Genomic DNA, 23,578 nt, shown 5'->3' on the forward strand with positions numbered 1-23,578 from the left:
CGGGCAAGGGTCCGCGCGCGCCGGGCGGCGGACGCGTCCCGGCGGGAGTGCCCCGGCTGCACCGTCCGCACCAATCCCGGCGCGTCACCGGCCCCGTGCCCCGCCGCGCCCGCGCGCCCCGGCCACACTGACCGGTGCCCCCGCCCCCCTTCGCTCCCGAGGTCGCCGCATGGCATATGGCCTGGCCCGCCGCCAACTGCGCCCGCGTGTCCCGCTGCGCCACGGCGAAGGCGGCAAGCACCATCTGACCAGCTTCGAAGGGCTCGCGGCGCTGTCCCTGGACGCGCTCAGCTCGGTCGCCTACGGGCCCGAGGCGATCGTCCTCGTCCTGGCCGCGGCGGGCGCCGGGGCGGTGTCGGCGACGCTGCCCGTGACGCTGGTCATCGCGGTGCTCCTCGCCGTGCTCGTGGTGAGCTACGGGCAGGTCATCGCCGTGCACCCGGACGGCGGCGGCGCCTACGCCGTGGCGAAGAAGGACCTCGGGCGGCGCGTGAGCCTGCTCGCCGCGGCCAGCCTCGTCGTCGACTACGTGCTGACCGTGACCGTCAGCCTCGCGGCGGGCGCGGCGAGCCTCGCCTCCGCGTTCCCCTGGGTCGGCGCCAACCTGCTGCCGGTCACGCTGATCGGGCTCGCGCTCCTCACCGCCGTCAATCTGCGCGGCGTCGCCGAGAGCGCCCGGGCACTGATCGTGCCGACCGTGGTGTTCGTGGGGACCGTCCTCGCCGTGATCGCCGTCGGGCTCGCCCGCTCGGAGCCCGTCGCGGCCGTGGGGCACCCCGAACCCGTCCACGTCACCGAGGCGCTCGGCGCCGTCCTGATCCTGAAGGCGTTCGCCTCGGGCTGCTCGGCGCTCACCGGCGTCGAGGCCATCTCCAACGGCGTGCCCGCCTTCCGGGAGCCCCGCGTCAAGCGCGCCCAGCGCACCGAGCTGATGCTGGGGTCGCTGCTCGCGCTGATGCTCATCGGCATCGCCGTCCTGATCCGCAGGGACGGCGTCGAACCCCGGGGCGGCGTCACCGTGCTCGCCCAGCTCACCGCGGGCTCCTTCGGCACCGGCTGGCCCTACTACGCCACCAACCTCGTCGTCGCCCTGGCGCTGCTGCTCGCCGCCAACACCAGCTTCGGCGGCCTTCCCGTCCTGATGAGCCTGCTCGCCAAGGACCACCGGCTGCCGCACCTGTTCGGGCTGCGCACGGAACGGCCCGTGTACCGCTGGGGCGTCGTGGCCCTCGCGCTGCTCGCCATACTGCTGCTCGTCGCCGTCGACGCCGACACCCACCGCATGGTGCCGCTGTTCGCCATCGGCGTCTTCGTCGGCTTCACCATCAGCCAGACCGGCCTCGTGCTGCACTGGGCGCGGCGGCGGCCGCCGGGCTGGCTGCCGCGCGCGCTGCTCAACGGGTTCGGGGCGCTCCTCACCTGCGCCGCCGGGATCGTGCTCCTGACCAGCAAGTTCCTGGAGGGCGCCTGGGTGGTGACGGTGGCCGTCCCGCTGCTGATGCTGCTCTTCTCACGGATCGAGCGGTATTACACCGAGGTGCGGCGCGAACTTCGGCTCGGCGAGGTGCCGCCGCCCCTGGAGCGCGCCGACTGCCTGGTCATCGTGCCCGTCGGCGAGGTCAGCAGGCTCGCCCACGCCGCGCTGACGGCGGCGCGCGGACTCGGGCGCGAGGTCGTCGCCGTCGCCGTGCACTCCGACCCGGCGGCGGCGCGGGCCCTTCAGGAGCGGTGGGACCGCTGGGACCCCGGGGTGCGGCTCGACGTCATCGACAGCCCGCACCGCTCGCTGGTGGAGCCGGTCGTCGCGTACGTACGGCGGGTCGCGGAGTGCGGACGGCAGGTGGCCGTGCTCATCCCGGAGGTCGAGCCGCGCCACCGCCGCTACCGCATCCTGCAGAACCAGCGGGGCCTGCTCCTCGCCGCCGCGCTGCGCGCCCGCACCGACGTCGTCGTGTGCGTGCTGCCGTACCGGCTGCGCGTCTGAGCCGCGCTACATCGTGCCGTCGGCCACCGCCCCGAGCGACAGGGCGGGCAGGAAGTTGAGCAGCGCGAGGAGCACCGAGGCCGCCGTGGCCAGGACCACGAAGTTGGGGCCCTGCGCGCGCAGCGTGCCCACCGTCTCCACACCGGGCCGCTGCCGCGCCAGGCGCCCGGCCAGGGCGAGGACGCAGACCATCGGCAGATAGCGCCCGGCGAGCATCGCCACCACCATCAGCAGGTTGTGGAAGTCGGTGGCGCCGTTGAAACCGGCCATCGAACTGCCGTTGCTCATGGTGTTGCTGGTGTAGGCGTAGATCAGCTCGGTCAGTCCGTGGGCACCCTGATTGCCCATGGAGCTCTGGCCGTGGTCCGTGGCCAGCGACAGGCCCGTGCAGGAGAGGATCACCGTGGGCGGGATCAGCGCGTACACCACGACCCAGCGCATCTCGCCGTACCCGATGCGCTTGCGCAGGTACTCGGGGGTGCGGCCGACCATCAGACCGCCGATGAACACGGCGACGAGGACCACCACGACCAGGCCGTACAGACCGCTGCCTGTGCCGCCGGGGGCGACCTCGCCGAGCATCATCGCGGAGAGCAGCACCCCGCCGCCGAGGCTCGAGAAGCTGTCGTACGACGCGTTGGCCGCGCCGTCCGCCGTGGCGGTGGCGGACACGCCGAACAGGGTGGAGCCGGGCACGCCGATACGGGTCTCGGTGCCCTCGTAGGGGCCGCCGACCGCCTCGGTGACGGTGCCGGTGCCTGCCGTCTGGGCGAGCGAACCGGCCGCGAGGAGCAGGCCGAAGAGGATGCCGACGACCGTCAGGAGCGTCCAGCCCTGCCGGGTGCTGCCGATCATCCGGCCGAACATGCGCACGCACGCGGTCGGGATGAGGAGCATCAGGACGATCTCGAAGGCGTTCGTCCACGCGGTGGGGTTCTCGTAGGGGTGCGCGCTGCTGGCGTTGAAGACGCCGCCGCCGTCGCCGGAGAACAGCTTCACCGGCTCCCAGGCGGCCACGGGTCCGTCCAGGAGGGTCTGCTCGGCGCCCGTGACGGTGTCGAGGACCCGGGCGTCGCCGAGGCTCTGGATGACGCCGCCCGCCATCAGGACCAGGCCGCCGACGACCGCGATCGGGACGAGGAGGCGGAAGACGGTGCGCAGCAGGTCGACCCAGAAGTTGCCGAGGTCGTCCGTCGAGCGGCGGGTGAGGCCGCGGATCAGGACGAGGGCCACGCAGATGCCGACGGCCGCGGAGGCGAACGCCTGCACGCCGAGGCCCGCCATCACCGCGAGGTGCCCGGTGGTGGACTCACCCGCGTAGTTCTGCCAGCTGGTGTTGGTGGTGAACGACACCGCCGTGTGCAGGGCGGTGCGCCACGGCATGCCCGCGTGCCCCGTCGACCAGGGCAGCTCGTCCTGGAGCGTGAACAGGGCGAACAGGGCGGCGACGCTCATCGCCGTGAACGCGAGCAGCGCGGTGAGGTAGTGCTTCCAGTTCTGCTGCTTGTCGGGGGCGACGCCGCACACGCGGTAGACGGCCCGCTCCGCCCGGGTGTGTCTCCCGCCGTCCAGGACGCGGGCCATGTAGTCACCGAGCGGCACGTGCAGGCCCACGACCACGGCGAGGACGAGCGATGCCTGGATCCAGGCCGCCATGGTCAGGCTCCCTGCTTCGACAGGGCCGGGGACGTCGTCTCCGGCCGGGCGGGGTGGTCGCGGTCCAGCGCGATGTTCAGCTCCACGACGTTGACGCCGGGCTCGCCGAACACGCCGAGGGCGCGGCCGGTGGTGTGCTTCTTGATCAGGGCGCGGACCGCGTCCGCGCTCAGGCCGCGCTCACGGGCTACGCGCGGCGCCTGGAGCCGCGCGTACGCGGGGCTGATGTGCGGGTCGAGTCCGCTGGCGCTCGCGGTGACGGCGTCGGCGGGCACCTCCGGCCGCGCCGGGGCGTCGCCGCGCACCGGCACGGTCAGGGCGCGGCGGTAGTCGGCCCCTGGCTTCGCGCAGGTGACGGCGGTGCCCTGGTAGGAGGCGACGAACGGCTTGGCGGGGCAGGCCTGGTTGAGGCTGACGACCTTGGTGACCGCGCCCGTGGTGCCGTCCTCGCGGAACACGCCGAGCACCGCGCCGACGCCGTCGGGCGTGCAGAACGGACGCGAGCCGTCGACGCCTTCGAGGTCGGCGACCCGCTTGCCGCGGGCGCACACCAGGGTGAGCAGGCTCGGCTTGTCCGGGGCGTCGACGACGGACTCCGGGCCCTGGTTGCCCGCGCCGGAGGCCGTGCCGTCGTAGCCCGTACCGGCGTTCGAGGGCCGCGACTGGAAGTACGCGCGCAGCGGATCGCCCTTGTCGTCGAGGAAGGACTGGCCGATGAGCGAGCTGCCCGCGGCGTGGCCGTCGGCGCCCTTCACCAGGGCCCCCTCGGCCTTCTCGCGCAGTCCTGGCAGCTGCGCGGCGGCCGTCATGGCCAGCGGATAGGCGAGGCCGGTGAGCAGGGTGAGCAGCAGGACGACGCGCACGGCCACGGTGTTCTGGGCGAGCCAGGGCGGCAGTCGGTGGTTCATGGTCAGACCCCTGGGACGAACTGGACGAGGGCGAAGTCGATGAATTTGATGGCGAGGAACGGCGCGATGACACCGCCGAGGCCGTAGACCCACAGGTTCCGGGTCAGCAGCGCGGAGGCCGACGCAGGCCGGTAGCGCACGCCGCGCAGGGCGAGCGGGATCAGCGCCACGATGACCAGGGCGTTGAAGACGACCGCGGACAGGATCGCCGAAAGGGGCGAGTGCAGGCCCATGACGTCGAGGCGGCCGAGCCCCGGGTACACGGCGGCGAACATCGCGGGCAGGATCGCGAAGTACTTCGCGATGTCGTTGGCGATGGAGAACGTGGTCAGGGCGCCGCGCGTGATGAGGAGCTGCTTGCCGATCTCCACGATCTCGATGATCTTCGTGGGGTCGGAGTCGAGGTCGACCATGTTGCCGGCCTCCTTGGCGGCCGACGTACCGGTGTTCATCGCGACGCCGACGTCCGCCCTGGCGAGGGCCGGGGCGTCGTTGGTGCCGTCGCCGGTCATCGCGACGAGCTTGCCGCCCTCCTGCTCCCTCTCGATCAGGGCGAGCTTGTCCTCGGGGGTGGCCTCGGCGAGGAAGTCGTCGACGCCCGCCTCGTCGGCGATGGCCTTGGCGGTCACCGGGTTGTCACCGGTGATCATGACGGTGCGGATGCCCATGGCGCGCAGCTCGTCGAAGCGGGCGCGCAGACCAGGCTTGACGACGTCCTTGAGGTGGATGACGCCGAGCACCTCGGCGGTGCCTTCGGGCGTCAGCTCGGCCACGGCCAGCGGCGTGCCACCGGCGGCCGAGACCTCCTTGACGGCGGCGTCGAGGGACGCGGGCACGGCGGAGCCCTCCTCGCGCACCCACGCGGCGACCGAGGCCGCCGCGCCCTTGCGCAGCCGCCGCCCCGACGGCAGGTCCACGCCCGACATCCGGGTGACGGCGGTGAACGGCACCCACTGGGCACCGCGCGCGTCCCGCGTGCCCTCGACGACGGAGTGGTGCTCGGTGTTGGCGTACTCGACGATCGACCGGCCCTCGGGGGTCTCGTCGGCGAGGCTGGAGAGCAGCGCGGCCCGCGCGAGGCGGTCCATGGCGACCCCGCCCACCGGCAGGAAGGCGCTCGCGCGCCGGTTGCCGTAGGTGATGGTGCCGGTCTTGTCCAGGAGCAGGGTGTGCACATCGCCCGCGGCCTCCACCGCGCGCCCGGACATGGCGAGCACGTTGCGCTGCACCAGGCGGTCCATGCCCGCGATGCCGATGGCCGAGAGCAGCGCGCCGATCGTCGTCGGGATCAGGCAGACGAGCAGCGAGACCAGGACGATGCCGGTGACGCCGTCCGAGGTCAGCGCCGCGGTGTCGGGGGCCGCGCCCATGGCCTCCTTGGAGAAGATCGCCATCGGCTGGAGCGTGACGACCGCGACCAGGAAGACGAACGTCAGCATCACGAGCAGCAAGTTGAGCGCCAGCTCGTTGGGGGTCTTCTTCCGGTCGGCGCCCTCCACCAGGGAGATCATGCGGTCCAGGAAGCTCTCGCCGGGCTCCTGCGTGATCCGTACGACCAGCTGGTCGGAGAGCACCCGGGTGCCGCCGGTCACGGCGCTGCGGTCGCCGCCGGACTCGCGGATGACGGGCGCGGACTCGCCGGTGATCGCGGACTCGTCGACGCTCGCCGCGTCCTCGATGACATCGCCGTCGCCGGGCACGAGCTCGCCCGCGGGCACCGACACGATGTCGCCGCGCCGCAACTCCCCGGCGCCCACGGCCTCCTCGACGTAGCCGCCGGGGGCCGCGCCGGGCTCCCAGCCCGCGAGGCGGCGCGCCGTGGTCTGCTGCCGCGTCCTGCGCAGGGAGTCCGCCTGGGCCTTGCCGCGGCTCTCGGCCACGGCCTCGGCGAGGTTGGCGAAGACCACCGTCAGCCAGAGCCAGCAGGTGATGAGCAGGCCGAAGCCGCTCGGGTCGACCACGGCGATACCGGTGGTGAGCGCGGCGCCGACCTCGGTGACGAACATGACGGGGTTGCGCACGAGCGTGAGCGGGTTGAGCTTGCGCAGCGCCCGCGGCAGCGCGCGCCACAGCTGCACCGGGTCGAGCAGGCCCGCGCCAACGCGGCGCGGCGGCCCGGGTTCCGGGCTCCGGACAGGGGCGTCGGTGGCCGGCTCGAGCAGCGGGGGAGCGGTCATCAGAAGCGCTCCGGCTTGATCAGCGCCACCACGAGGTAGGCGAGCAGGGCGACGGCCACGATCAGGCCGACGACGTTTTCCACGGACATCGAGGAGACCTCGTGCTCATAGTTGGGAAAGCGGCGGATGGAGGTGCGTACGGGCGCGCGGCAGGGGCGCGGCGCGGCGGCCCCGCCGGGGGGCCGCCGCCCGAGGGCGGGCGCGGCGGGTCAGAGCCCGATGTCGCGCAGGCTCATGTCGTCCAGGGACTCGCGCCGTACGAGGGTGCGCGCGGCGCCGTGCGCGACGGCCACCACCGGCGGCCGCCCGACCAGGTTGTAGCCGGAGGCCATCGACAGGTGGTACGCCCCGGCGGCGGGCACGGCGAGCAGGTCGCCGGGCCGCACGTCACCGGGCAGCGGCACCTCGTCGGCCAGGACGTCACCGGCCTCGCAGTGGCGCCCCACGACGGTCACGAGCTCTGGCGGCACCACGGAGTGACGGCCGATCAGACGGGGCGCGTAGCGCACGCCGTACAGCGCGGGCCGGGGGTTGTCGCTCATGCCGCCGTCGACGGCGACGAACGTGCGCGTGCCCGTCCGCTTGACCGCGAGCACCCGGTAGACGGCGACTCCGGCGGGCCCGACGACCGCGCGGCCCGGCTCGATGGTGAGCCGCGGCACGGGCAGCCCCGAGCGGGCGCAGCCGTCCTCAAGCTCGGCGCGCACGCGGCCCGCGAGCACGGACACGTTCAGGCTGTCCTCGCCGGGCCGGTAGGCGATGCCGTGGCCGCCGCCGATGTTCAGCTGCGGCAGTTCGAGGCCGTGCTGGTCGCGGACGCGGGCGAGGAGTCCGACCATGCGGCGCACCGCGGCGACGTACGGCTTGACGGCGGTGATCTGGGAGCCGATGTGGCAGTGCAGGCCGACGAGTTCGAGGCGCGGCTGGCCGAGGACGCGGGCGACGGCGTGCTGCGCGGAGCCGTCGGTGATCGACAGGCCGAACTTCTGGTCCTCGGTGCCGGTGCGCACCTTCGCGTGGCCGCCCGCGGCGACGCCCGGCACCACGCGCACCATGACGCCCTGGCGGGAGCCCGCCGGGACCAGGGCGGCGAGCCGCGCGATCTCCGAGGTGCTGTCGACGACGACGCGCCCGACGCCGAGCCGCACGGCGAGCTCCAGGTCCTCGGGGCTCTTGGCGTTGCCGTGCAGGATGATCCGCTCCGGCGGGAAGCCGCTCGCGGCGGCCAGGGCGAGTTCACCGGCGGAGCACACGTCGAGGCCGAGGCCCTCCTCGTGCACCCAGCGCACGAGCGCCCGGCACAGGAAGGCCTTGGCGGCGTAGACGACGTCGGCTTCGGGGAAGGCGGTGCGGTAGGCGCGGCAGCGCTCGCGGACCTCGTCCTCGTCGAGGACGTACAGCGGGGTGCCGAAGCGGCCTGCGGCCTCGGTGAGCGAGACGCCGCCGACCTGGACGTCGGCGTCGTCGGCGGCGCGCGCGGAGCGCGGCCACACCGTGAGGCCCTCGGTGTCGGCGGCCGGTGCGACGGCGGGGGAGACAGTCATGACGTGGCCCCCTCAGCCGATCAGGAGGGCCGGAACGGACGGCGGCTCGGCCGCGCCGGGTTCGGAAGGCTCGGGGTCCTCGGAGTACTCGACAGGCGCCATGGTGGTGGTGCTCCTCGCGAAACGTGACAGTCGAAGGGCGCCGCGCGGCCGGGGGCCGCGCGTGCTGTCGGTGACGCTATGCCCGGCGGCCCGGGGCCGCTCCACCTCGCTGACGGGTGCTTGACGCGGGCGCCCGGTCCCGTAACGCGATGCTGACGGGGCGGGTGCCGACGGTCCTGTCAGGCGCGTCCTTCGGTGAGTTCGCGGGCGTCAAGGGGCAGCAGTCTGCCGATGCGCCGGTGGACCGAGGTGAGTTCCCGCTGGAGCGGCGAGGGCGGCACGGCGAGGACCGGGCAGTCGGCGTGCGCGACGCAGTAGCGCACCACCGAGCCGAACAGCAGGTGCCGCAGCCCGCCGCGCCGCCCCGCGCCGACGACGAGCACGTCACCGGCCGCGTCGGCGCAGTCCACGAGCGCGGGACCGGGCGCGCCGCGCACGACGAGGCCCTCCCAGGGGACGCCGGGGCCCCTCGGCCCGAAGGCGTCGTCGACGGCCGTGAGCAGCCGCCGCGCGGCCTGCGCGCGCAGCGTCTCGCGGGAGGGCGGCGCCACCGCCCTGCGGTAGCCGAGCTCGCCGCCGGGCGGCGCCCAGGCGAGCACGGGCACGAGCACCGCGCCGGTCCGCCGCGCCTCGTCGGCGCCCCGGTGCAGGGCGGTGAGGCTGCTCCACGACCCGCTGACTCCGACGAGGACCCGCCGTCCTTCGACACCGTGCACCGCTGACCACCTCGTACGACTCCTGGGACCCGAGAGTCCAAGGTCACGCCTCGGCGCGCGGGAGGCGGCCGGTGTTGGCGCGGGTCTGACGCCCACGGCGCCAGTCATGACGGCTCCTTGACGCGCCCGGGTGCCGCGGGCGGGTCAAGGAGTCCTGGTGGCGGGGGCGTGCCGGGCGCCCCCGCCACCGGGTGGGCTCAGCGTCCCTGGAGCCGCTTGACGTTGTCGCCGAACGTCCAGTTCCGGGAGCCGTCCCAGTTGATCGACCAGGTCATCAGGCCCTTGAGGGCGCCGTTGTAGTGGTTCCAGGCCTGCGAGACCAGGCTCGGCGACATGTGGCCGCCGCCCGCGCCCGGCTGCGCCGGGAGCCCCGGCACCTGCTTGTCGTACGGCACCTTGATCGTGGTGCCCTGGATGACCAGGCCCTTGTTGAGGCAGTCGGTCTGGGCGACGAAGCCCTGGACGGTGCCCGCGGAGTAGGAGTCGCCGGAGCAGCCGTACATGCTGCCGTTGTAGTACTGCATGTTCAGCCACCACAGGCGGCCGTTGTCCGCGTACTTCTTGACGATCGGCAGGTACGCGCCCCAGATGGAGCCGTACACGACGCTGCCGCCGGTGACGTACGCCGTCTCCGGGGCCATCGTCAGGCCGAAGTTGGACGGCATCTTGGCGAGCACGCCGTCGATGATGCGGATCAGGTTGGACTGCGAGGGCGACAGCTGGTTGATGTTGCCGCTGCCGACGAGGCCCGTCTCGATGTCGATGTCGATCCCGTCGAAGTTGTACTTCTTCAGGATCGGCACGATGGTCTCGACGAAGCGGTCGGCGACGGTGCTCGAACTGAGGTCGATCCCGGCCGTCGCGCCGCCGATGGACATCAGGATGGTGGCGCCGTTCGCCTTCGCCTGGCACATCTCGGCGGGCGTGGCCACCTTCACCGTCGCGTCCATGCCGTCCTCCCACAGCACGGTGCCGTCGGAGCGGATGACCGGGAAGGCGGCGTTGAAGACGTTGTAACCGTGCGCGCCCATGCGGGAGTCGGTGATCGGGGTCCAGCCGAACGGCGGGTGCACCCCGTTCGCCGCGCCGTCCCAGTTCTCCCAGTAGCCCTGGAGCACCTTGCCCGCGGGCTTTGACTTGACCGCGCAGGTCTCTTCCTGGGGTGCTCTCGGCGCGTCCGGCGCCGCCGCGGCCGGCAACTGTGCCGCGAAGGCCAGCGCGAGCGCCGCTCCCAACAGACGTACCGTCCGACCGATCATCGCGTGCTCCCTCGGGAGGCCGTGCTACGGATGGGATGTGATGCGGCAGACGGTAAGTAGGTATAGACCTGTCGTCAATAGGTCTGGTCCAATGCGGGCCGCTGGTCGGGGAGTTGTGCGGTGATACGTCACGTACGTCGACCGCGCGCGGGCTCGCCGCTCAGGGCCGCTCCAGGCGGTAGGCGTCCCCGTCGGCGACCACCCGGCCCGCCGTCGGCGGCGCGAAGTGGGTGCCGAGCAGCAGCGTCCCGCTGTCCGCGGCGGCGGCGAGCAGGGCGGCGCGGGACCGCGCGGCCTGCGCGGTGTCGGTGTCCGCGCAGCTGTTCAGGCCGGGGTGGGCCAGCTGGACGGGGTGGTGGACGGCGTCGCCGGTGATGACCGCGGTGCCGTCGGCGCCGCGCAGTTCGACGCTGACGTGGCCGGGGGTGTGGCCGGGCGTGGGCAGGAGGGTGAGGCCCGGGGTGAGGGTGACGGGCCCGTCGGCGGTGTCGACGAGGTCGAGCAGGCCCGCCTCCTTGATGGGGTGCACCGAGTCGTCGAGCATCTGGCGCCGGGACTCGTCCACTTCCACGGACGTCCAGTGGTCCCACTCCGCGCGGGCCGTGACGTAACGGGCGTTGGGGAAGGTGGGCACCCAACTCCCGCCCTCCATGCGGGTGTTCCAGCCGACGTGGTCGGCGTGCAGATGGGTGAGGAGCACGAGGTCGACCGACTCGGGCGGGAGGCCCGCGGCCGCGAGGCGGTCGAGGTAGTCGGTGTCCAGGCCGTCCCAGGCGGGGTTCGCGCGCCGCTTGCCGTTGCCGATGCCCGTGTCGACGAGCACGCGCAGGCCGTCCAGGGTGAACGCGAAGGACTGGACCGAGGCGCGCAGGACCCCGTCGGCGTCGGCGAAGTCCGGGGCGAGCCAGGGGCTTTGGCCGACCAGGCCGGGCGTGGCGTCGGGCAGGAGCCAGGCGCCGGTCTCCGGCGGCAGGGTGAGCTCGTCGACGCGGTGGACGGTGAGGTCGCCGAGGGTCCAGGTGGGGGTTTCGGGGGTGTCGGGGGGCGCGGGCGTCCCGGGGGTCTCGGCGGGCGCGGTGTGGGCGGGCGCGGTGGGGTGCTGCATAGGTCGCTCCAGGCGTCGGCGGGCGCCGCGGCTTTAAAAGCTACGACTTTGCGTTAGTGGACATTAGCCCCTAGGCTCACCTAACGCAAACACTTAGCTTTTGCCGTGTGCCCCGGAAGGACGCCCCATGCCCCCTGCCGAACTCGAACTCGACCCCCGCGAAGCGGCCCGTCAGGCCCTGCGTGCCGGGCTCCCGCTCGCCGACGATCGCCTCGACGCCGTGACGGCCACCGCCCGCCACATCCAGTCCGTGGTCGCCGTGCTGCGCGAGCTCGACCTGACCGGCGTGGCGCCCGCGACCGCGGGGGCGGAGGTGCGCGATGCGGCCCTTTGAGCTGACCCTCGCCGACGCGGCCGCCGCGATCGCGGCCCGCGAACTGTCCCCGGTGGAGCTCACCGACTCCGTCCTCGCGCGGATCGACCGGGTCGAGCCCGCCCTGAACGCGTACGCCGCCCTGCGCCCCGAGGCCGCCCGCGCCGCCGCCGCGCACGCGGAGCGCGAGCTCGCGGCCGGGCGCCGCCGCGGGCCGCTGCACGGCGTCCCGCTCGCCCTGAAGGACCTCGTCGACGTCAAGGGCTGGCCCACCGGCGCCGGTTCACGCGTCCGGGACGGCCACAGGGCGACGCGGGACAGCGCCGTGGCCGCCCGGCTCGCGCGGGCCGGGGCGGTCCTGCTCGGCAAGGCCCACACCCACGAGTTCGCCTACGGCCTGACGACCCCGCAGACCCGCAACGCCTGGGACGCGGGCCGGGTCGCGGGCGGCTCCAGCGGCGGCTCGGCCGTCGCCGTCGCGGCCGGGGCGGCCACGTTCTCGATCGGCACCGACACCGGCGGCTCCATCCGGGTCCCGGCCGCGCTCAACGGCGTCGTGGGCCTGAAGCCCACCTACGGCCTCGTCCCCACGGACGGGGTGACCTCCCTGTCCTGGTCCCTGGACCACGTCGGCCCGCTCACGCGCACGGCCGATGACGCCGCCCTCGTCCTCTCCGCCCTCACCGGAGGCAGCCCCGAACGCCCCCTGCCCGAGGGCGATCTGGGCGATCTGACGGGCCTTCGGGTCGGCGTCCCGGTGAACTACTACTTCGACCAGGTCGCCGACGACGTCGCGGCCGCCGTGCGCGCCGCCATAGACCGACTCCGCGACCTCGGGGCCCGGCTCGTCGACGTCCGCATCCCCATGACGCGCTACGTCCAGGCGGTCCAGTGGGGCCTGATGGTCCCCGAGGCCACCGCCAACCACGAGCGGACCCTGCGCGCGACGCCCGAACTGTACGGGGACGACGTGCGCGTCCTGCTGGAGGCCGGGGAGCTGATGGGCGCGGGCGACCACCTGCGGGCCCAGCGCGCCCGGACCCTGATGCGCCGCGAGTGGGCACGGCTCCTGACGGACACCGCCGTCGACGTCGTCGCCGCGCCCGCCGTGCCCGTGACCGCCGCTCCCCGGGACCAGGCGGCGGTGACCTGGCCCGACGGCACGGTCGAGACCGTCCCCGACGCGTACGTACGGCTGTCCGCCCCCGCCAACATCACCGGCCTACCGTCCCTGACCGTCCCGGTGGGGCGCGACGGCGCGGGCCTGCCCATCGGCATGCAGCTCATCGGGCGCCCCCTGGGGGAGTGGACGGTGCTGCGGGCCGGTCGGGCGTACGAGCGGACCCGGCCGGACGCGGGTGCGCTCGCCCCGGACCCGGACCCGGACCCGGCCGCCGCCGGTGCCACCCTTCCACGGGCCGCCCCGACCCCGTAGAAGCTAGGAATTTGCGTTAAGGTGTCCGGTATGAGTCCCAGGCCCATGGCCCGACCCGGCGGGCGCAGCGCCCGGGTGCAGGCGTCCGTGCACACGGCGGTGCGCGAACTGGAGGCGGAGCAGGGCCGCGCGGCCCTGACCGTGCCGCTGGTCGCGGCCAGGGCCGGGGTCACGCCGTCGACGATCTACCGCCGCTGGGGCGACCTCCAGGAGCTCCTGTCGGACGTGGCGGTCGAGCGGCTGCGGCCCGAGGCGCCGCCGCCGGACCACGGCGGCCTGCGCGCCGACCTCACCGCGTGGTCCGAGCACTTCCTGGAGGAGATGTCGTCCGCGCCGGGCCGGGCCTTCCTGCGCGACGCCCTCCTCGGCGACCCGGACGGCGGCAACGCGGGCCGCTGCTCCGACTACTCCGCCGAGCAGATCGACCTCGTCCTGGCCCGTGCCGCCGAGCGCGGCGAGGGCCCGCTGCCGGACCGCGAGGCCGTCATGGACCACGTCGTCGCCCCGCTCCTGTTCCGCGTCCTGTTCCGGCCCGAAGGGCTGACCCCGGCCTACGCGCGCGAACTCGCCGAGGCCGTCCTGGCCGGGCACGGGCGCTGACGCCCCCCGGGCCGGGCGCCCACCGCGCACCCGGCTGGACCCGCACCCGGCCGAACCCGCACCTCAGGCACCCGGCCGCCCGCCGCTTCCACGACCACGTACCCCTCGCGCGGGCGGACCTTCCCACCCTCTTATTGCACAAGGTTTGCAACTACACTGACCCAGCAATAAGGCGTCGGCGGGAGTGGGGTGGGCAGTGATGAGCACAGTCAGGGGCGGCGCAGGCGTGCCGCGTCCGGCCGGGACCGGCGCGAGGGCCGCCTGATGGCCGCCCCCGTCGTGCGCCGACTGCCCGGCCCCGCGCTGCTCGCCCACCGCGACGGCGTCCGCGCGGTCTACGCCGCCGCGTTCGCCGAGCCGCCCTGGAACGAGGACCCCGCCGAGGCCGACGTCTACGTGGAGCGTCTCGTCCACGACGTGGACCGGCCCGGATTCACGGGCGCGGTGGCGCTCGACGGCGAGCGGGTACTCGGCTTCGCCACCGCCTGGACCTCCGCGACGCCCCTGCCCGGCACCCGTTCCTACCCGCACGTCACCGCAGCGCTCGGCGCCGAGCGCACCGCCGCGTGGCTGTGCGGCGGCCTGGAGGTCGACGAACTCGCCGTCGCTCCCGACGCGCACGGGCGGGGCCTTGGCCGGGCGCTCCTCGACGCGGTCACCCGCGACGCCCCCGACGGCCGCAGCTGGCTGCTCACCTCCACGAAGGCCGAGGCCACCGTCCGCTTCTACGAGCGACTGGGCTGGCGGCAGGCCACCCACCCCGCGCCGAACGGCTTCGCCACCGCCGTCTTCCTCGGCCCGCACCACCCCGGGCGCACTGCCACCGTCACGCCCCTATAGCCATCCGGCCTCATCTGCCCCCGTCCCGGGTGCCGGACAGGGGTGGCGCAGGGGTTGGCCGCTGTGGACTTACTAGGACGTCCAAGTATATCTTCGTGTCGAAGGCCCGCGGTGCAGGGAAGCCGGTGTGAATCCGGCGCGGTCCCGCCACTGTGACCGGGGAGTGCGTTCCCACAAAGGCTCGAACGCCACTGACGGAGAAGTCCGTTGGGAAGGCGAGGGGACGCGCGCTGATCCGGGAGTCAGGATACCGGCCGCGGGATGTTTTCCGTGTTGTCCACGAGGATGGAGCAGACACGCATGGCCCCGGTGCGCACCCGCGACCCTGGAGAACCGGTCCTGCGAGCGGTGACCCCCGCTGCCTGAAAGCTGTTCGGCGTGCCCCGACGCGGCACGCGGCCCAGCCCTGCCATCCCCGGACCCCACCTGACGAAAGAAGCAGGCTCCCCATGGTCCGTGAACTGACCCATCTCATCGGCGGCGAGCACACCCCGGGAACCTCGGGAACGCACGCCGACGTGTACGACCCCAACACCGGTGACGTGCAGGCGCGCGTACCGCTCGCCAGCCGCGCGGACACCGAGGCGGCGATCGCCGACGCCGTCGAGGCGCAGCACGCGTGGGGCGAGTGGAACCCGCAGCGCCGCGCCCGCGTGCTGCTGCGGTTCCTCCAGCTCGTGGAGGGCGAACGCGACGCCCTCGCCCGGCTGTTGTCGTCCGAGCACGGCAAGACCGTCGCCGACGCACACGGCGACCTCCAGCGCGGCCTGGAGGTCGTGGAGTTCGCCGCGGGCATCCCGCACCTCCTCAAGGGCGAGTTCACCGACAACGCCGGCACCGGCATCGACGTGCACTCCCTGCGCCGCCCCCTCGGCGTCGTCGCCGGGATCACGCCCTTCAACTTCCCCGCGATGATCCCCCTGTGGAAGGCCGCACCCGCCCTCGCCTGCGGCAACGCCTTCATCCTCAAGCCCTCGGAGCGCGCCCCCTCCGTCCCGCTGCGCCTCGCCGAGCTGTTCCTCGAAGCGGGCCTGCCGCCCGGCGTCCTGAACGTCGTCAACGGCGGCAAGGAGTCCGTCGACACGCTCCTGGAGGACCCGCGCGTCAAGGCGCTCGGCTTCGTCGGCTCCACCCCCATCGCCGCGCACGTCTACGCCACCGCCGCCGCCCACGGCAAGCGCGCCCAGTGCTTCGGCGGCGCCAAGAACCACATGATCGTGATGCCGGACGCCGACCTCGACCAGGCCGTGGACGCGCTGATCGGCGCGGGCTACGGCTCCGCGGGCGAGCGCTGCATGGCCATCTCCGTGGCCGTCCCGGTCGGCGAGGCCACCGCCGACGCCCTCGTCGCCCGCCTCAAGGAGCGCGTCGGCGCCCTGCGGATCGGCCGCTCGGACGACCCCGAGGCCGACTTCGGGCCGCTCGTCGGCCCCGACGCCGTCGACCGCGTCCGCTCCTACGTCGACCTCGGCGTGAAGGAGGGCGCCGAACTCGTCGTCGACGGCCGCGGCTTCACCCTGCCCGGCCACGAGGGCGGCTTCTTCGCGGGCGCCTCGCTCTTCGACCGCGTCACCCCGGACATGCGGATCTACCAGGAGGAGATCTTCGGCCCGGTCCTGTCCGTGGTCCGCGCCGCCGACTACGAAGAGGCGCTGCGGCTGCCCACCGAGCACCCCTACGGCAACGGCGTCGCCCTGTTCACCCGCGACGGCGACACGGCCCGCGACTTCACCCGCCGCGTCGACACCGGCATGGTCGGCGTCAACGTCCCCATCCCGGTCCCCGTCGCGTACCACACCTTCGGCGGCTGGAAGCGCTCCGGATTCGGCGACCTGAACCAGCACGGCCCCGACGCCATCCGCTTCTACACCCGCACCAAGACCGTCACCTCGCGCTGGCCCTCCGGGACCAAGGAAGGCGCCAGCTTCACGATCCCGACGATGGGATGAGCGGACCCATGACGACCACCACCCTGCTCACCGAGGACCAGCTCGCGCTCGTCGAGACCACCCTCGACTTCGCCGAGGAACACCTCGCCCCCCACGCCCTCGCCTGGGACCAGGACAAGCACTTCCCCGTCGACGTGCTGCGCAAGGCGGCCGGGCTCGGCCTCGGCGGCGTCTACGTCCGCGAGGACGCGGGCGGCTCAGGCCTGACCCGCGCCGACGGCGTCCTTGTCTTCGAGGCGCTCGCCTCCGGCTGCCCGTCCGTCGCGGGCTACCTGTCCATCCACAACATGGTCGCCTGGATGATCGACCACTACGGCGACGAGGCCCAGCGCGCCCGCTGGCTCACCTCGCTCACCACCATGGACCTGCTCGCCAGCTACTGCCTCACCGAACCGGGGGCGGGCTCGGACGCCGCCGCGCTGAGCACCCGCGCCGAGCGCGACGGCGACGGCTACGTCCTCACCGGCGTCAAGCAGTTCATCTCCGGCGCGGGCGCCTCCCACCTGTACGTGGTGATGGCCCGCACCGGCGGCGAAGGCCCCGACGGGGTGTCCGCGTTCGTCGTCGAACGCGACGACCCCGGCCTGTCCTTCGGCGCCAACGAGAAGAAGATGGGCTGGAACGCCCAGCCGACCCGCCAGGTCATCCTCGACGGCGTGCGCGTGTCCGCCGACCGGCTGCTCGGCGGCGAGGGCAACGGCTTCCGCATCGCCATGAACGCCCTGAACGGCGGCCGCCTCGGCATCGCCGCCTGCTCCCTCGGCGGCGCCCGCAGCGCCCTCGACCGCAGCCTGACCCACCTCGCGGACCGGGAGGCCTTCGGGGCGCCGCTGCTCGAAGCCCAGGCGCTCCGGTTCGAGCTCGCCGACATGGCGACCGAACTCGCCGCCGCCCGCGCCCTGGTCCGCCAGGCCGCCGACGCCCTCGACCAGGGCGACAAGCAGGCGCCCCAGCTGTGCGCCATGGCCAAGCGGTTCGCCACCGACACCGGCCACTCCGTCGCCGACCGCGCCCTGCAACTCCACGGCGGCTACGGCTACCTGACCGAGTACGGCATCGAGAAGCTGGTCCGCGACCTGCGGGTCCACCGCATCCTGGAAGGAACGAACGAGATCATGCGCCTCATCGTGGCCCGCGGCCTGACGGGAGCCGTGCGATGACCGCCGCCCGACAGGGCGCCGCCCCGCCGCCCGCCGCCGACGAGGTGCTCACCCGCACCGAGGGCCGCGCCGCGTACGTCGTCCTGAACCGGCCGCGCGCCCTGAACGCCCTGACCCACGCGATGGTGCGCGACGTCGACGCGGCCCTGACCGCCTGGGAGAACGACCCGGCCGTCCAGGTGGTCGTGGTCACCGGCGCGGGGGAGCGCGGCCTGTGCGCGGGCGGCGACATCCGCGCGATCCACGAGGACGCCCGCACCGGAGGGAGCGCGTCCGCCGCGTTCTGGCGCGACGAGTACCGGCTCAACGCCCGCATCGCGCGCTACCCCAAGCCGTACGTGGCCGTGATGGACGGCATCGTCATGGGCGGCGGCGTCGGGATCTCGGCCCACGGCGGCGTCCGCGTCGTCACCGAGCGGTCCCGGATCGCCATGCCGGAGACGGGCATCGGCTTCGCCCCGGACGTGGGCGGCACCTATCTCCTCGCCCTCGCGCCCGGCGAACTCGGCACCCATCTGGCCCTCACGGGCGAGCCGGTGGGCGCCCGCGACGCGCTCCTGTGCGGCCTGGCCGACCACTTCGTGCCGTCGCACCTGCTGCCCCGCCTCGTCGCGGACCTCGCCGCCGACCCCGTGCACGACGTCCTCGCCCGGCACGTCGCCGAACCGCCGCCCGGAGTGCTCGACGAGCGGCGCGAGTGGATCGACGCCTGCTACCGCGCGGACACCGTCGAGGAGATCGTCCAGCGGCTCCAGGACCACGGCGCGCCCGCCGCGAAGGAGGCCGCCGAGACCCTGCTCGGCAAGTCGCCCACCGCCCTGAAGGTCACCCTCGCCGCGCTGCGCCGGGCCCGGCGGCTCGGCCCCCTGGAGCGCGTCCTGGAGCAGGAGTACCGCGTCTCGTGCGCGGCCCTGGCCTCCGCCGACCTCGTCGAGGGCATCCGCGCCCAGGTCATCGACAAGGACCGCGCCCCGCGCTGGTCCCCCGCCACGCTCGCCGACGTCACCGACGACGACGTGGCCCGCTACTTCCAGCCGCTCGGCGAGGGCGAACTGCGCCTCGCCGGGCACGACACCGCAACGGAGGTGCCCTGGTGAGCACCGTCATCGCGTTCGTGGGCCTCGGCCACATGGGCGGGCCCATGGCCGCGGGCCTCGTCAAGGCGGGCCACCGCGTGCTCGGCCACGACCTCGTGCCCGAGGCGCTCGACGCGGCCGTCGCGGCGGGCGTCGAGGCCGCGCCTTCGGCCGTGGCGGCCGCCGAGCACGCCGACGTCGTCGTCACGATGCTGCCCGCGGGCCGCCACGTCCTCGCGCTCTACCGCGACGAGGGCCTGCTGGCGGCGGCCCGGCCCGGGACGCTGTTCGTGGACTGCTCCACGATCGACGTCGCCGACGCGCGCGCCGCCCACCAGGCCGTCGTCGCCGCTGGGCACCAGGCCGTGGACGCGCCGGTCTCCGGCGGCGTCATGGGCGCGGAGGCGGGCACGCTCACCTTCATGGTCGGCGGCACCAAGCACGCCTTCGCGCGCGCCGAGCCGCTGCTCGCCGTCATGGGCAGCAGGGCCGTCCACTGCGGCGCGGAGGGCGCCGGACAGGCGGCGAAGATCTGCAACAACATGATCCTCGGCATCTCCATGATCGCCGTCAGTGAGGCCTTCGTCCTCGGCGAGAGCCTCGGCCTGTCCCACCAGGCGCTGTACGACGTGGCGTCCACGGCGTCGGGCCAGTGCTGGGCGCTCACCACCAACTGCCCGGTGCCGGGCCCGGTCCCCGCCTCGCCCGCCAACCGCGACTACCGGCCCGGCTTCGCCGCGCCCCTGATGGCCAAGGACCTCAGCCTCGCCGCCAACGCGGCGCGCCTGGGCGGCGTCGACGCCGAACTGGGGCTGCGGGCCGCCGCGTTGTACGCGGCCTTCGCCGAAGGGGCGGGCGGCGGCGAGGACTTCTCCGGGATCGTGCGCGCGATCAGGGAGCGGTCGGACACGGGCCCGGCGACCGCCGCGGCCGAGCACGGACACGGACACGGGCACGGACAGGAGCAAGGGCGATGACGGACACGCACGAGGCGGCGGGCGAGGCGCCGTACGAGACCATCCGCGTCGAGCGCAAGGGCCGTGTCGCCCTGCTGACGCTGGACCGGCCGAAAGCGCTGAACGCGCTGAACCTGAAGGTGATGGAGGAGGTCGTCGCGGCGACCGAGGCCCTCGACCGGGACCCGGACGTCGGCTGCGTCGTCCTGACCGGCTCCGCGAAGGCGTTCGCGGCGGGCGCCGACATCAAGGAGATGCGCCCGCAGGGGTACATGGACATGTACCTGAGCGACTGGTTCACGGCCTGGGACCGGCTCGGGCGGCTGCGCACGCCGACCGTCGCGGCCGTCTCCGGCTACGCCCTCGGCGGCGGCTGCGAACTCGCCATGCTCTGCGACATCCTGCTCGCCGCCGACACCGCCGTCTTCGGCCAGCCCGAGATCAAACTCGGGGTGATCCCCGGCATCGGCGGCTCCCAGCGCCTGACCCGCGCGATCGGCAAGGCGAAGGCCATGGAGCTGTGCCTGACCGGACGCACCATGGACGCCGCCGAGGCCGAGCGCGCCGGGCTCGTGTCGCGGATCGTGCCCGCCGAAGACCTGCTCAGCGAGGCGCTCGCGGTCGCCGAGACCGTGGCGGGCATGTCCCTGCCCGTCGCCATGATGGCCAAGGAGGCCGTCGACCGCGCCTTCGAGACGACCCTCGCCGAGGGCGTCCGTTTCGAACGGCGCCTGTTCCACGCGGTGTTCGCGACCGCCGACCAGAAGGAGGGCATGGCGGCGTTCGTGGACAAGCGGGCGCCGGAGTTCCGCCACCGGTAGCGGCGCGGCCCGCGCGCGCCGAGCGCCGCGCGCGGGCCCGGCGCTCAGCTGAACCGGGAACTCGGCACCGGCCCGGACGACGCGAGCCGGGCCCGGTCGCCCCGCAGCCACTGGCCGCCGACGGCGCGCGCGAAGGCCGCGAAGCCGTCGTCCGGGTCCGCGGGGGACGCGCCGTCGCCGTCGTCCGGCGTCGGGTCCGCGGCGGTGACCTCCGCGGCGACCAGGGCCGCCGGGCGGTCGTCGGGCTCCGTCCAGCGCGCCTCGCCGTCGGCCTCCGGGCGCAGATGCCCGTCCCAGGGGGCGGTGACCGCCTGGTGCAGCAGCGTGACGCTGTCGGCGGTGACGGCGGGCGGGTCGGTCCAGTTGCTCGCGTGCTCGTGCAGGACCTGGCCCGGCGCTCGCGCCCGCAGCGCCCCGATCACCTCAAGGCCCCCGCTCGCCTCGGCCAGTTCGCCCAGGTCGTACGCGACGACGACGGTGTCCTCGCGGCCCGGCTCGAACGGCAGCGCCGGAAGGCCGAGGACCTCGGCGGCCGCCAGGCCGAGGATCTCGCCGCCGCGGTCGGGGAGCAGCGACACCGAGCGCGGAATCGTCCCGGTGGCGTCGAGGAGCGCGCGCAGCCGCAGCAGCCCGCGCAGGCACTGGCCGTGGGTGTCCTGCAGCCAGGCGTACCGCCCCGTCATGCCCGCGTCGAAGCCGTACGGGGACAGGGTGGTGAGCACCGTGCCGCCGATCACGAACTGCCAGCCGCGCAGGTCGGCCAGGTCGAGGGCGCTCACCGCACCGGCGGCGCCCGCACGGTCGAGGACGCGGCGCTGGCGGTCCCGCGCGGGCAGCCAGCGCGCGTCCTCGGGGTCCGCGAGGAGCGCGTGCTGACGGCTCGCCAGGGCCAGGTCGCCCGCCATGACCGCGTGGTGGGCCAGCGAGAAGCGGTCCGGCCAGTCCTCGAAGCCGTCCTCGTGCCGGGTGAGCAGGTCGACGGCCTCACGGTGGCGGCCCCGCGCCTCGTACGCCGCCACGAGCGCGCGCACCACGGGGAGCGCGCCCGGACGCTGCCGCAGCGCCTCGCGCAGGGCGGGCACGGCCAGGTGCGGAAGGCCGCGCGCGACGCACGCGGCCCCGAAGTCGTACAGCCGCCGCCCCTCATCGGGGTGCGCGGACAGCTCCGTCGCCGCCTCGCGCAGGTCGTCGAACCCGGCGAGGCCCGCCGCGCGGGCGACCACGAGCGCCACCTCGTCCAGTGGCAGCGACGCGGCTCCCTCGTGTCCCTCGCGCAGGTGCGCGAGGGCCCGCGGGACGTCATCGGCGTCCAGGCACTCCCAGGCCCGGAGGAGCACGGCGGACGTGGGGCGGCGATTCCTGCGCGATAACATGCCGATGATCATGACCGACGGCGCGGCGCGCCCTCAACCCCGATGCCCCGCGGCCGGTCAGCGGGCCGGGCGCGGTCAGTCCGCCGCTCGCAGCCAGTCCACCACCGCCGTCGCGGAGAACTCCGCCTGCCCGCCGCGAAGCACCAGGTCCGCCGTGGCGAACGCCGGGTCGTCGGCCTGCGCGGGGACGTAGGGGATCGCGACGCAGCGCATGCCCGCCGCCCGCGCGGCGCGCGCCCCCGGCACCGCGTCCTCGAAGACCACGCAGCGCGCCGGTTCCGCGCCGAGCAGCCGGGCGGCGGCCAGGAACACGTCCGGGGCGGGCTTGCCGTGCGCGACCTCCTCGGCCGATACATAGGTCTTCAGGCGCGCGTCCAGACCGGTGCCCTGGAGGATCGCCTCGATGGCGGCGCGCGACGAACCCGAGGCCACCGCCATCGGCACGCCCGCGTCGTGCAGGACCTCCACGAAGGCCGCCATCTGCGGGTAGACGCGGGTGGCGGCGCGGGCCAGCTCCAGATAGCGGCGGTTCTTCTCCGCGAGCAGCTCGGACAGCGGCGCCGTCAGGCCGTAGCGGTCCTTCCAGTGGGCGAGGGTCTCCTGCGTGGAGATGCCCACGTAGTCCTCGTGGTCCCGCCAGGTGAAGCCGGTGACGCCGTGGGCGGCGAGCAGCTGCCGCCCCGCCTCGAAGTAGTTGGGCTCGCTGTCCACGAGCGTGCCGTCGAGATCGAAGATGACCGAGAGGTCGTTCAAGGCGCTCATGCCCCCAGCATGCCAAGGCGGTGATCATGACGGTGTGGCCGCCGTCACCTCCAGGGCGGCGACTGCCACCTCCCGGCAGCCCCGGTCACTTCCGGGCGGCCGCCGTCACTTCCGGGCGGCCGCCGCCCGGCCCACGGACTCCACGAGCGGCAGCAGCCGGTGCGGGACGCGCTCGCGCAGCGCCACCTCCGTGCGGGTGCGCACCACGCCCGGCAGCTGGATCAGGCGCTGGATGACGTCCTCCAGGTGCGCGTTGTCGCGCGCGGCCACCCGCGTCAGCAGATCCCCGCCGCCGGTGATGGAGAAGGCCTCGATGATCTCCGGCACCTCGGCGAGCGCGTCGCCGACGTCGTCCAGGTGCCCCTGCATGACCTCGATGTGCACGAAGCCGAGCACCGGGTGGCCCAGGGCCGCGGGCGACAGCGAGGGCCCCGTACCCGTGATCACTCCGTCCCGCTCCATGCGGTCGAGCCGCGCCTGCAGCGTGCCGCGCGCGATGCCGAGCAGCCGCGCGTACTCGCGCACGCTCGTGCGCGGCTGCTCAAGGAGCAGTCGCAGGATGCGGGTGTCCAGCTCGTCGACGGCCATGGCGCGGTGCTCTCCCAAGTGCGGGGGGTGATCGGCGATGACCGTACCAATGGCTCAGTGGGGCCGCATCGCGGTGGCCAGGGCGCCGGGCGGAGCGGCCCGCGACGCCGGGGGAGTGACCTGCGACATCGCCACCACGGGGAGACCGGAGTCAGGCGCGGCGAGCCCCGGCCAGTGGTCCGTTGGATCGCCCGTGGCCGAGTGGAGAGCGGGAAACCTGTGCCATTGGCCCACTCTCCAGAGGTCCGGTTGAG

Annotated in this window: 21 protein-coding genes and 1 riboswitch; of the genes, 10 read left to right on the forward strand and 11 right to left on the reverse strand. The window is 74.2% G+C overall.

The genetic code is table 11. From position 1 onward, the window contains the following. The first annotated feature begins 169 nt into the window (after nucleotides 1-169). Complete coding sequence (locus tag AC07A4_RS32910) at nucleotides 170-1,984, forward strand: APC family permease (RefSeq protein ID WP_478605821.1); 1,815 nt, start codon at nucleotides 170-172, stop codon at nucleotides 1,982-1,984. A 6-nt stretch (nucleotides 1,985-1,990) separates the two neighbouring features. Here AC07A4_RS32910 and kdpA read toward each other — a convergent pair whose 3' ends face one another. From kdpA to AC07A4_RS32950, 8 genes are all read right to left on the reverse strand, one after another. Then, complete coding sequence (kdpA, locus tag AC07A4_RS32915) at nucleotides 1,991-3,640, reverse strand: potassium-transporting ATPase subunit KdpA (protein ID WP_478605824.1); 1,650 nt, start codon at nucleotides 3,638-3,640, stop codon at nucleotides 1,991-1,993. Nucleotides 3,641-3,642: 2 nt separating this feature from the next. Continuing rightward, entirely contained in the window at nucleotides 3,643-4,548 is a 906-nt protein-coding gene (locus AC07A4_RS32920; protein ID WP_478605826.1) for a potassium-transporting ATPase subunit C, read from the reverse strand. A gap of 2 nt (nucleotides 4,549-4,550) precedes the next feature. Beyond that, entirely contained in the window at nucleotides 4,551-6,725 is a 2,175-nt protein-coding gene (gene kdpB / locus AC07A4_RS32925) for a potassium-transporting ATPase subunit KdpB (RefSeq protein WP_478605828.1), read from the reverse strand. Further along, nucleotides 6,725-6,814, reverse strand: a complete 90-nt coding sequence (kdpF, locus tag AC07A4_RS32930; RefSeq protein ID WP_478605831.1) for a K(+)-transporting ATPase subunit F — start codon at nucleotides 6,812-6,814, stop codon at nucleotides 6,725-6,727. Before kdpF ends, kdpB begins: the two co-directional genes overlap by 1 nt. 120 nt (nucleotides 6,815-6,934) lie before the next feature. Next, nucleotides 6,935-8,269, reverse strand: coding sequence for a diaminopimelate decarboxylase (lysA, locus tag AC07A4_RS32935; protein WP_478605833.1), 1,335 nt, complete (start codon nucleotides 8,267-8,269; stop codon nucleotides 6,935-6,937). Nucleotides 8,270-8,550: 281 nt separating this feature from the next. Further along, nucleotides 8,551-9,087, reverse strand: a complete 537-nt coding sequence (locus AC07A4_RS32940; RefSeq protein ID WP_478605835.1) for a universal stress protein — start codon at nucleotides 9,085-9,087, stop codon at nucleotides 8,551-8,553. 197 nt (nucleotides 9,088-9,284) lie between these two features. Further along, nucleotides 9,285-10,346, reverse strand: a complete 1,062-nt coding sequence (locus AC07A4_RS32945) for a chitinase (protein ID WP_478605837.1) — start codon at nucleotides 10,344-10,346, stop codon at nucleotides 9,285-9,287. A 160-nt stretch (nucleotides 10,347-10,506) separates the two neighbouring features. Continuing rightward, nucleotides 10,507-11,451, reverse strand: coding sequence for an MBL fold metallo-hydrolase (locus tag AC07A4_RS32950; RefSeq protein WP_478605839.1), 945 nt, complete (start codon nucleotides 11,449-11,451; stop codon nucleotides 10,507-10,509). Nucleotides 11,452-11,578: 127 nt separating this feature from the next. Here AC07A4_RS32950 and AC07A4_RS32955 point away from each other — a divergent pair, with 127 nt between their 5' ends. From AC07A4_RS32955 to AC07A4_RS32995, 9 genes are all read left to right on the forward strand, one after another. Beyond that, nucleotides 11,579-11,785, forward strand: a complete 207-nt coding sequence (locus AC07A4_RS32955; RefSeq protein ID WP_478605842.1) for a hypothetical protein — start codon at nucleotides 11,579-11,581, stop codon at nucleotides 11,783-11,785. Next, complete coding sequence (locus AC07A4_RS32960) at nucleotides 11,772-13,199, forward strand: amidase (RefSeq protein ID WP_478605844.1); 1,428 nt, start codon at nucleotides 11,772-11,774, stop codon at nucleotides 13,197-13,199. The genes AC07A4_RS32955 and AC07A4_RS32960 overlap by 14 nt, the downstream gene beginning before the upstream one ends. A 30-nt stretch (nucleotides 13,200-13,229) precedes the next feature. Further along, nucleotides 13,230-13,799 carry a TetR/AcrR family transcriptional regulator gene (locus AC07A4_RS32965; protein ID WP_478605846.1) on the forward strand — a complete coding sequence of 190 codons (570 nt, stop codon included), beginning with the start codon at nucleotides 13,230-13,232 and terminating at the stop codon, nucleotides 13,797-13,799. 264 nt (nucleotides 13,800-14,063) lie between these two features. Next, nucleotides 14,064-14,639 carry an N-acetyltransferase family protein gene (locus AC07A4_RS32970; protein WP_478606251.1) on the forward strand — a complete coding sequence of 192 codons (576 nt, stop codon included), beginning with the start codon at nucleotides 14,064-14,066 and terminating at the stop codon, nucleotides 14,637-14,639. Between the two features lie 92 nt (nucleotides 14,640-14,731). Continuing rightward, nucleotides 14,732-14,912, forward strand: a riboswitch (cobalamin riboswitch). Between the two features lie 176 nt (nucleotides 14,913-15,088). After that, nucleotides 15,089-16,588: a CoA-acylating methylmalonate-semialdehyde dehydrogenase gene (locus tag AC07A4_RS32975; protein WP_478605848.1), complete on the forward strand. Its 1,500-nt coding sequence runs from the start codon at nucleotides 15,089-15,091 to the stop codon at nucleotides 16,586-16,588. A gap of 8 nt (nucleotides 16,589-16,596) precedes the next feature. Continuing rightward, nucleotides 16,597-17,748, forward strand: coding sequence for an acyl-CoA dehydrogenase family protein (locus AC07A4_RS32980; RefSeq protein ID WP_478605850.1), 1,152 nt, complete (start codon nucleotides 16,597-16,599; stop codon nucleotides 17,746-17,748). Then, entirely contained in the window at nucleotides 17,745-18,845 is a 1,101-nt protein-coding gene (locus AC07A4_RS32985; RefSeq protein WP_478605852.1) for an enoyl-CoA hydratase/isomerase family protein, read from the forward strand. Before AC07A4_RS32980 ends, AC07A4_RS32985 begins: the two co-directional genes overlap by 4 nt. After that, on the forward strand, nucleotides 18,842-19,801 hold the full coding sequence (gene mmsB, locus AC07A4_RS32990; RefSeq protein ID WP_478605855.1) for a 3-hydroxyisobutyrate dehydrogenase: 960 nt from the start codon (nucleotides 18,842-18,844) through the stop codon (nucleotides 19,799-19,801). The genes AC07A4_RS32985 and mmsB overlap by 4 nt, the downstream gene beginning before the upstream one ends. After that, nucleotides 19,798-20,601, forward strand: a complete 804-nt coding sequence (locus AC07A4_RS32995) for an enoyl-CoA hydratase (RefSeq protein WP_478605857.1) — start codon at nucleotides 19,798-19,800, stop codon at nucleotides 20,599-20,601. Before mmsB ends, AC07A4_RS32995 begins: the two co-directional genes overlap by 4 nt. Nucleotides 20,602-20,645: 44 nt before the next feature. On the opposite strand, the gene AC07A4_RS33000 is transcribed toward AC07A4_RS32995, so the two are convergent. The 3 genes from AC07A4_RS33000 to AC07A4_RS33010 form a co-directional block, all read right to left on the reverse strand. Continuing rightward, nucleotides 20,646-21,974, reverse strand: coding sequence for a hypothetical protein (locus AC07A4_RS33000; RefSeq protein WP_478605859.1), 1,329 nt, complete (start codon nucleotides 21,972-21,974; stop codon nucleotides 20,646-20,648). 75 nt (nucleotides 21,975-22,049) lie between these two features. Continuing rightward, nucleotides 22,050-22,736 carry an HAD family hydrolase gene (locus AC07A4_RS33005; protein WP_478605860.1) on the reverse strand — a complete coding sequence of 229 codons (687 nt, stop codon included), beginning with the start codon at nucleotides 22,734-22,736 and terminating at the stop codon, nucleotides 22,050-22,052. A 105-nt stretch (nucleotides 22,737-22,841) separates the two neighbouring features. Then, entirely contained in the window at nucleotides 22,842-23,324 is a 483-nt protein-coding gene (locus AC07A4_RS33010; protein WP_478605862.1) for an Lrp/AsnC family transcriptional regulator, read from the reverse strand. Between the last annotated feature and the right edge of the window lie 254 nt (nucleotides 23,325-23,578).

The organism is Streptomyces sp. NPDC043996 (assembly GCF_056435225.1).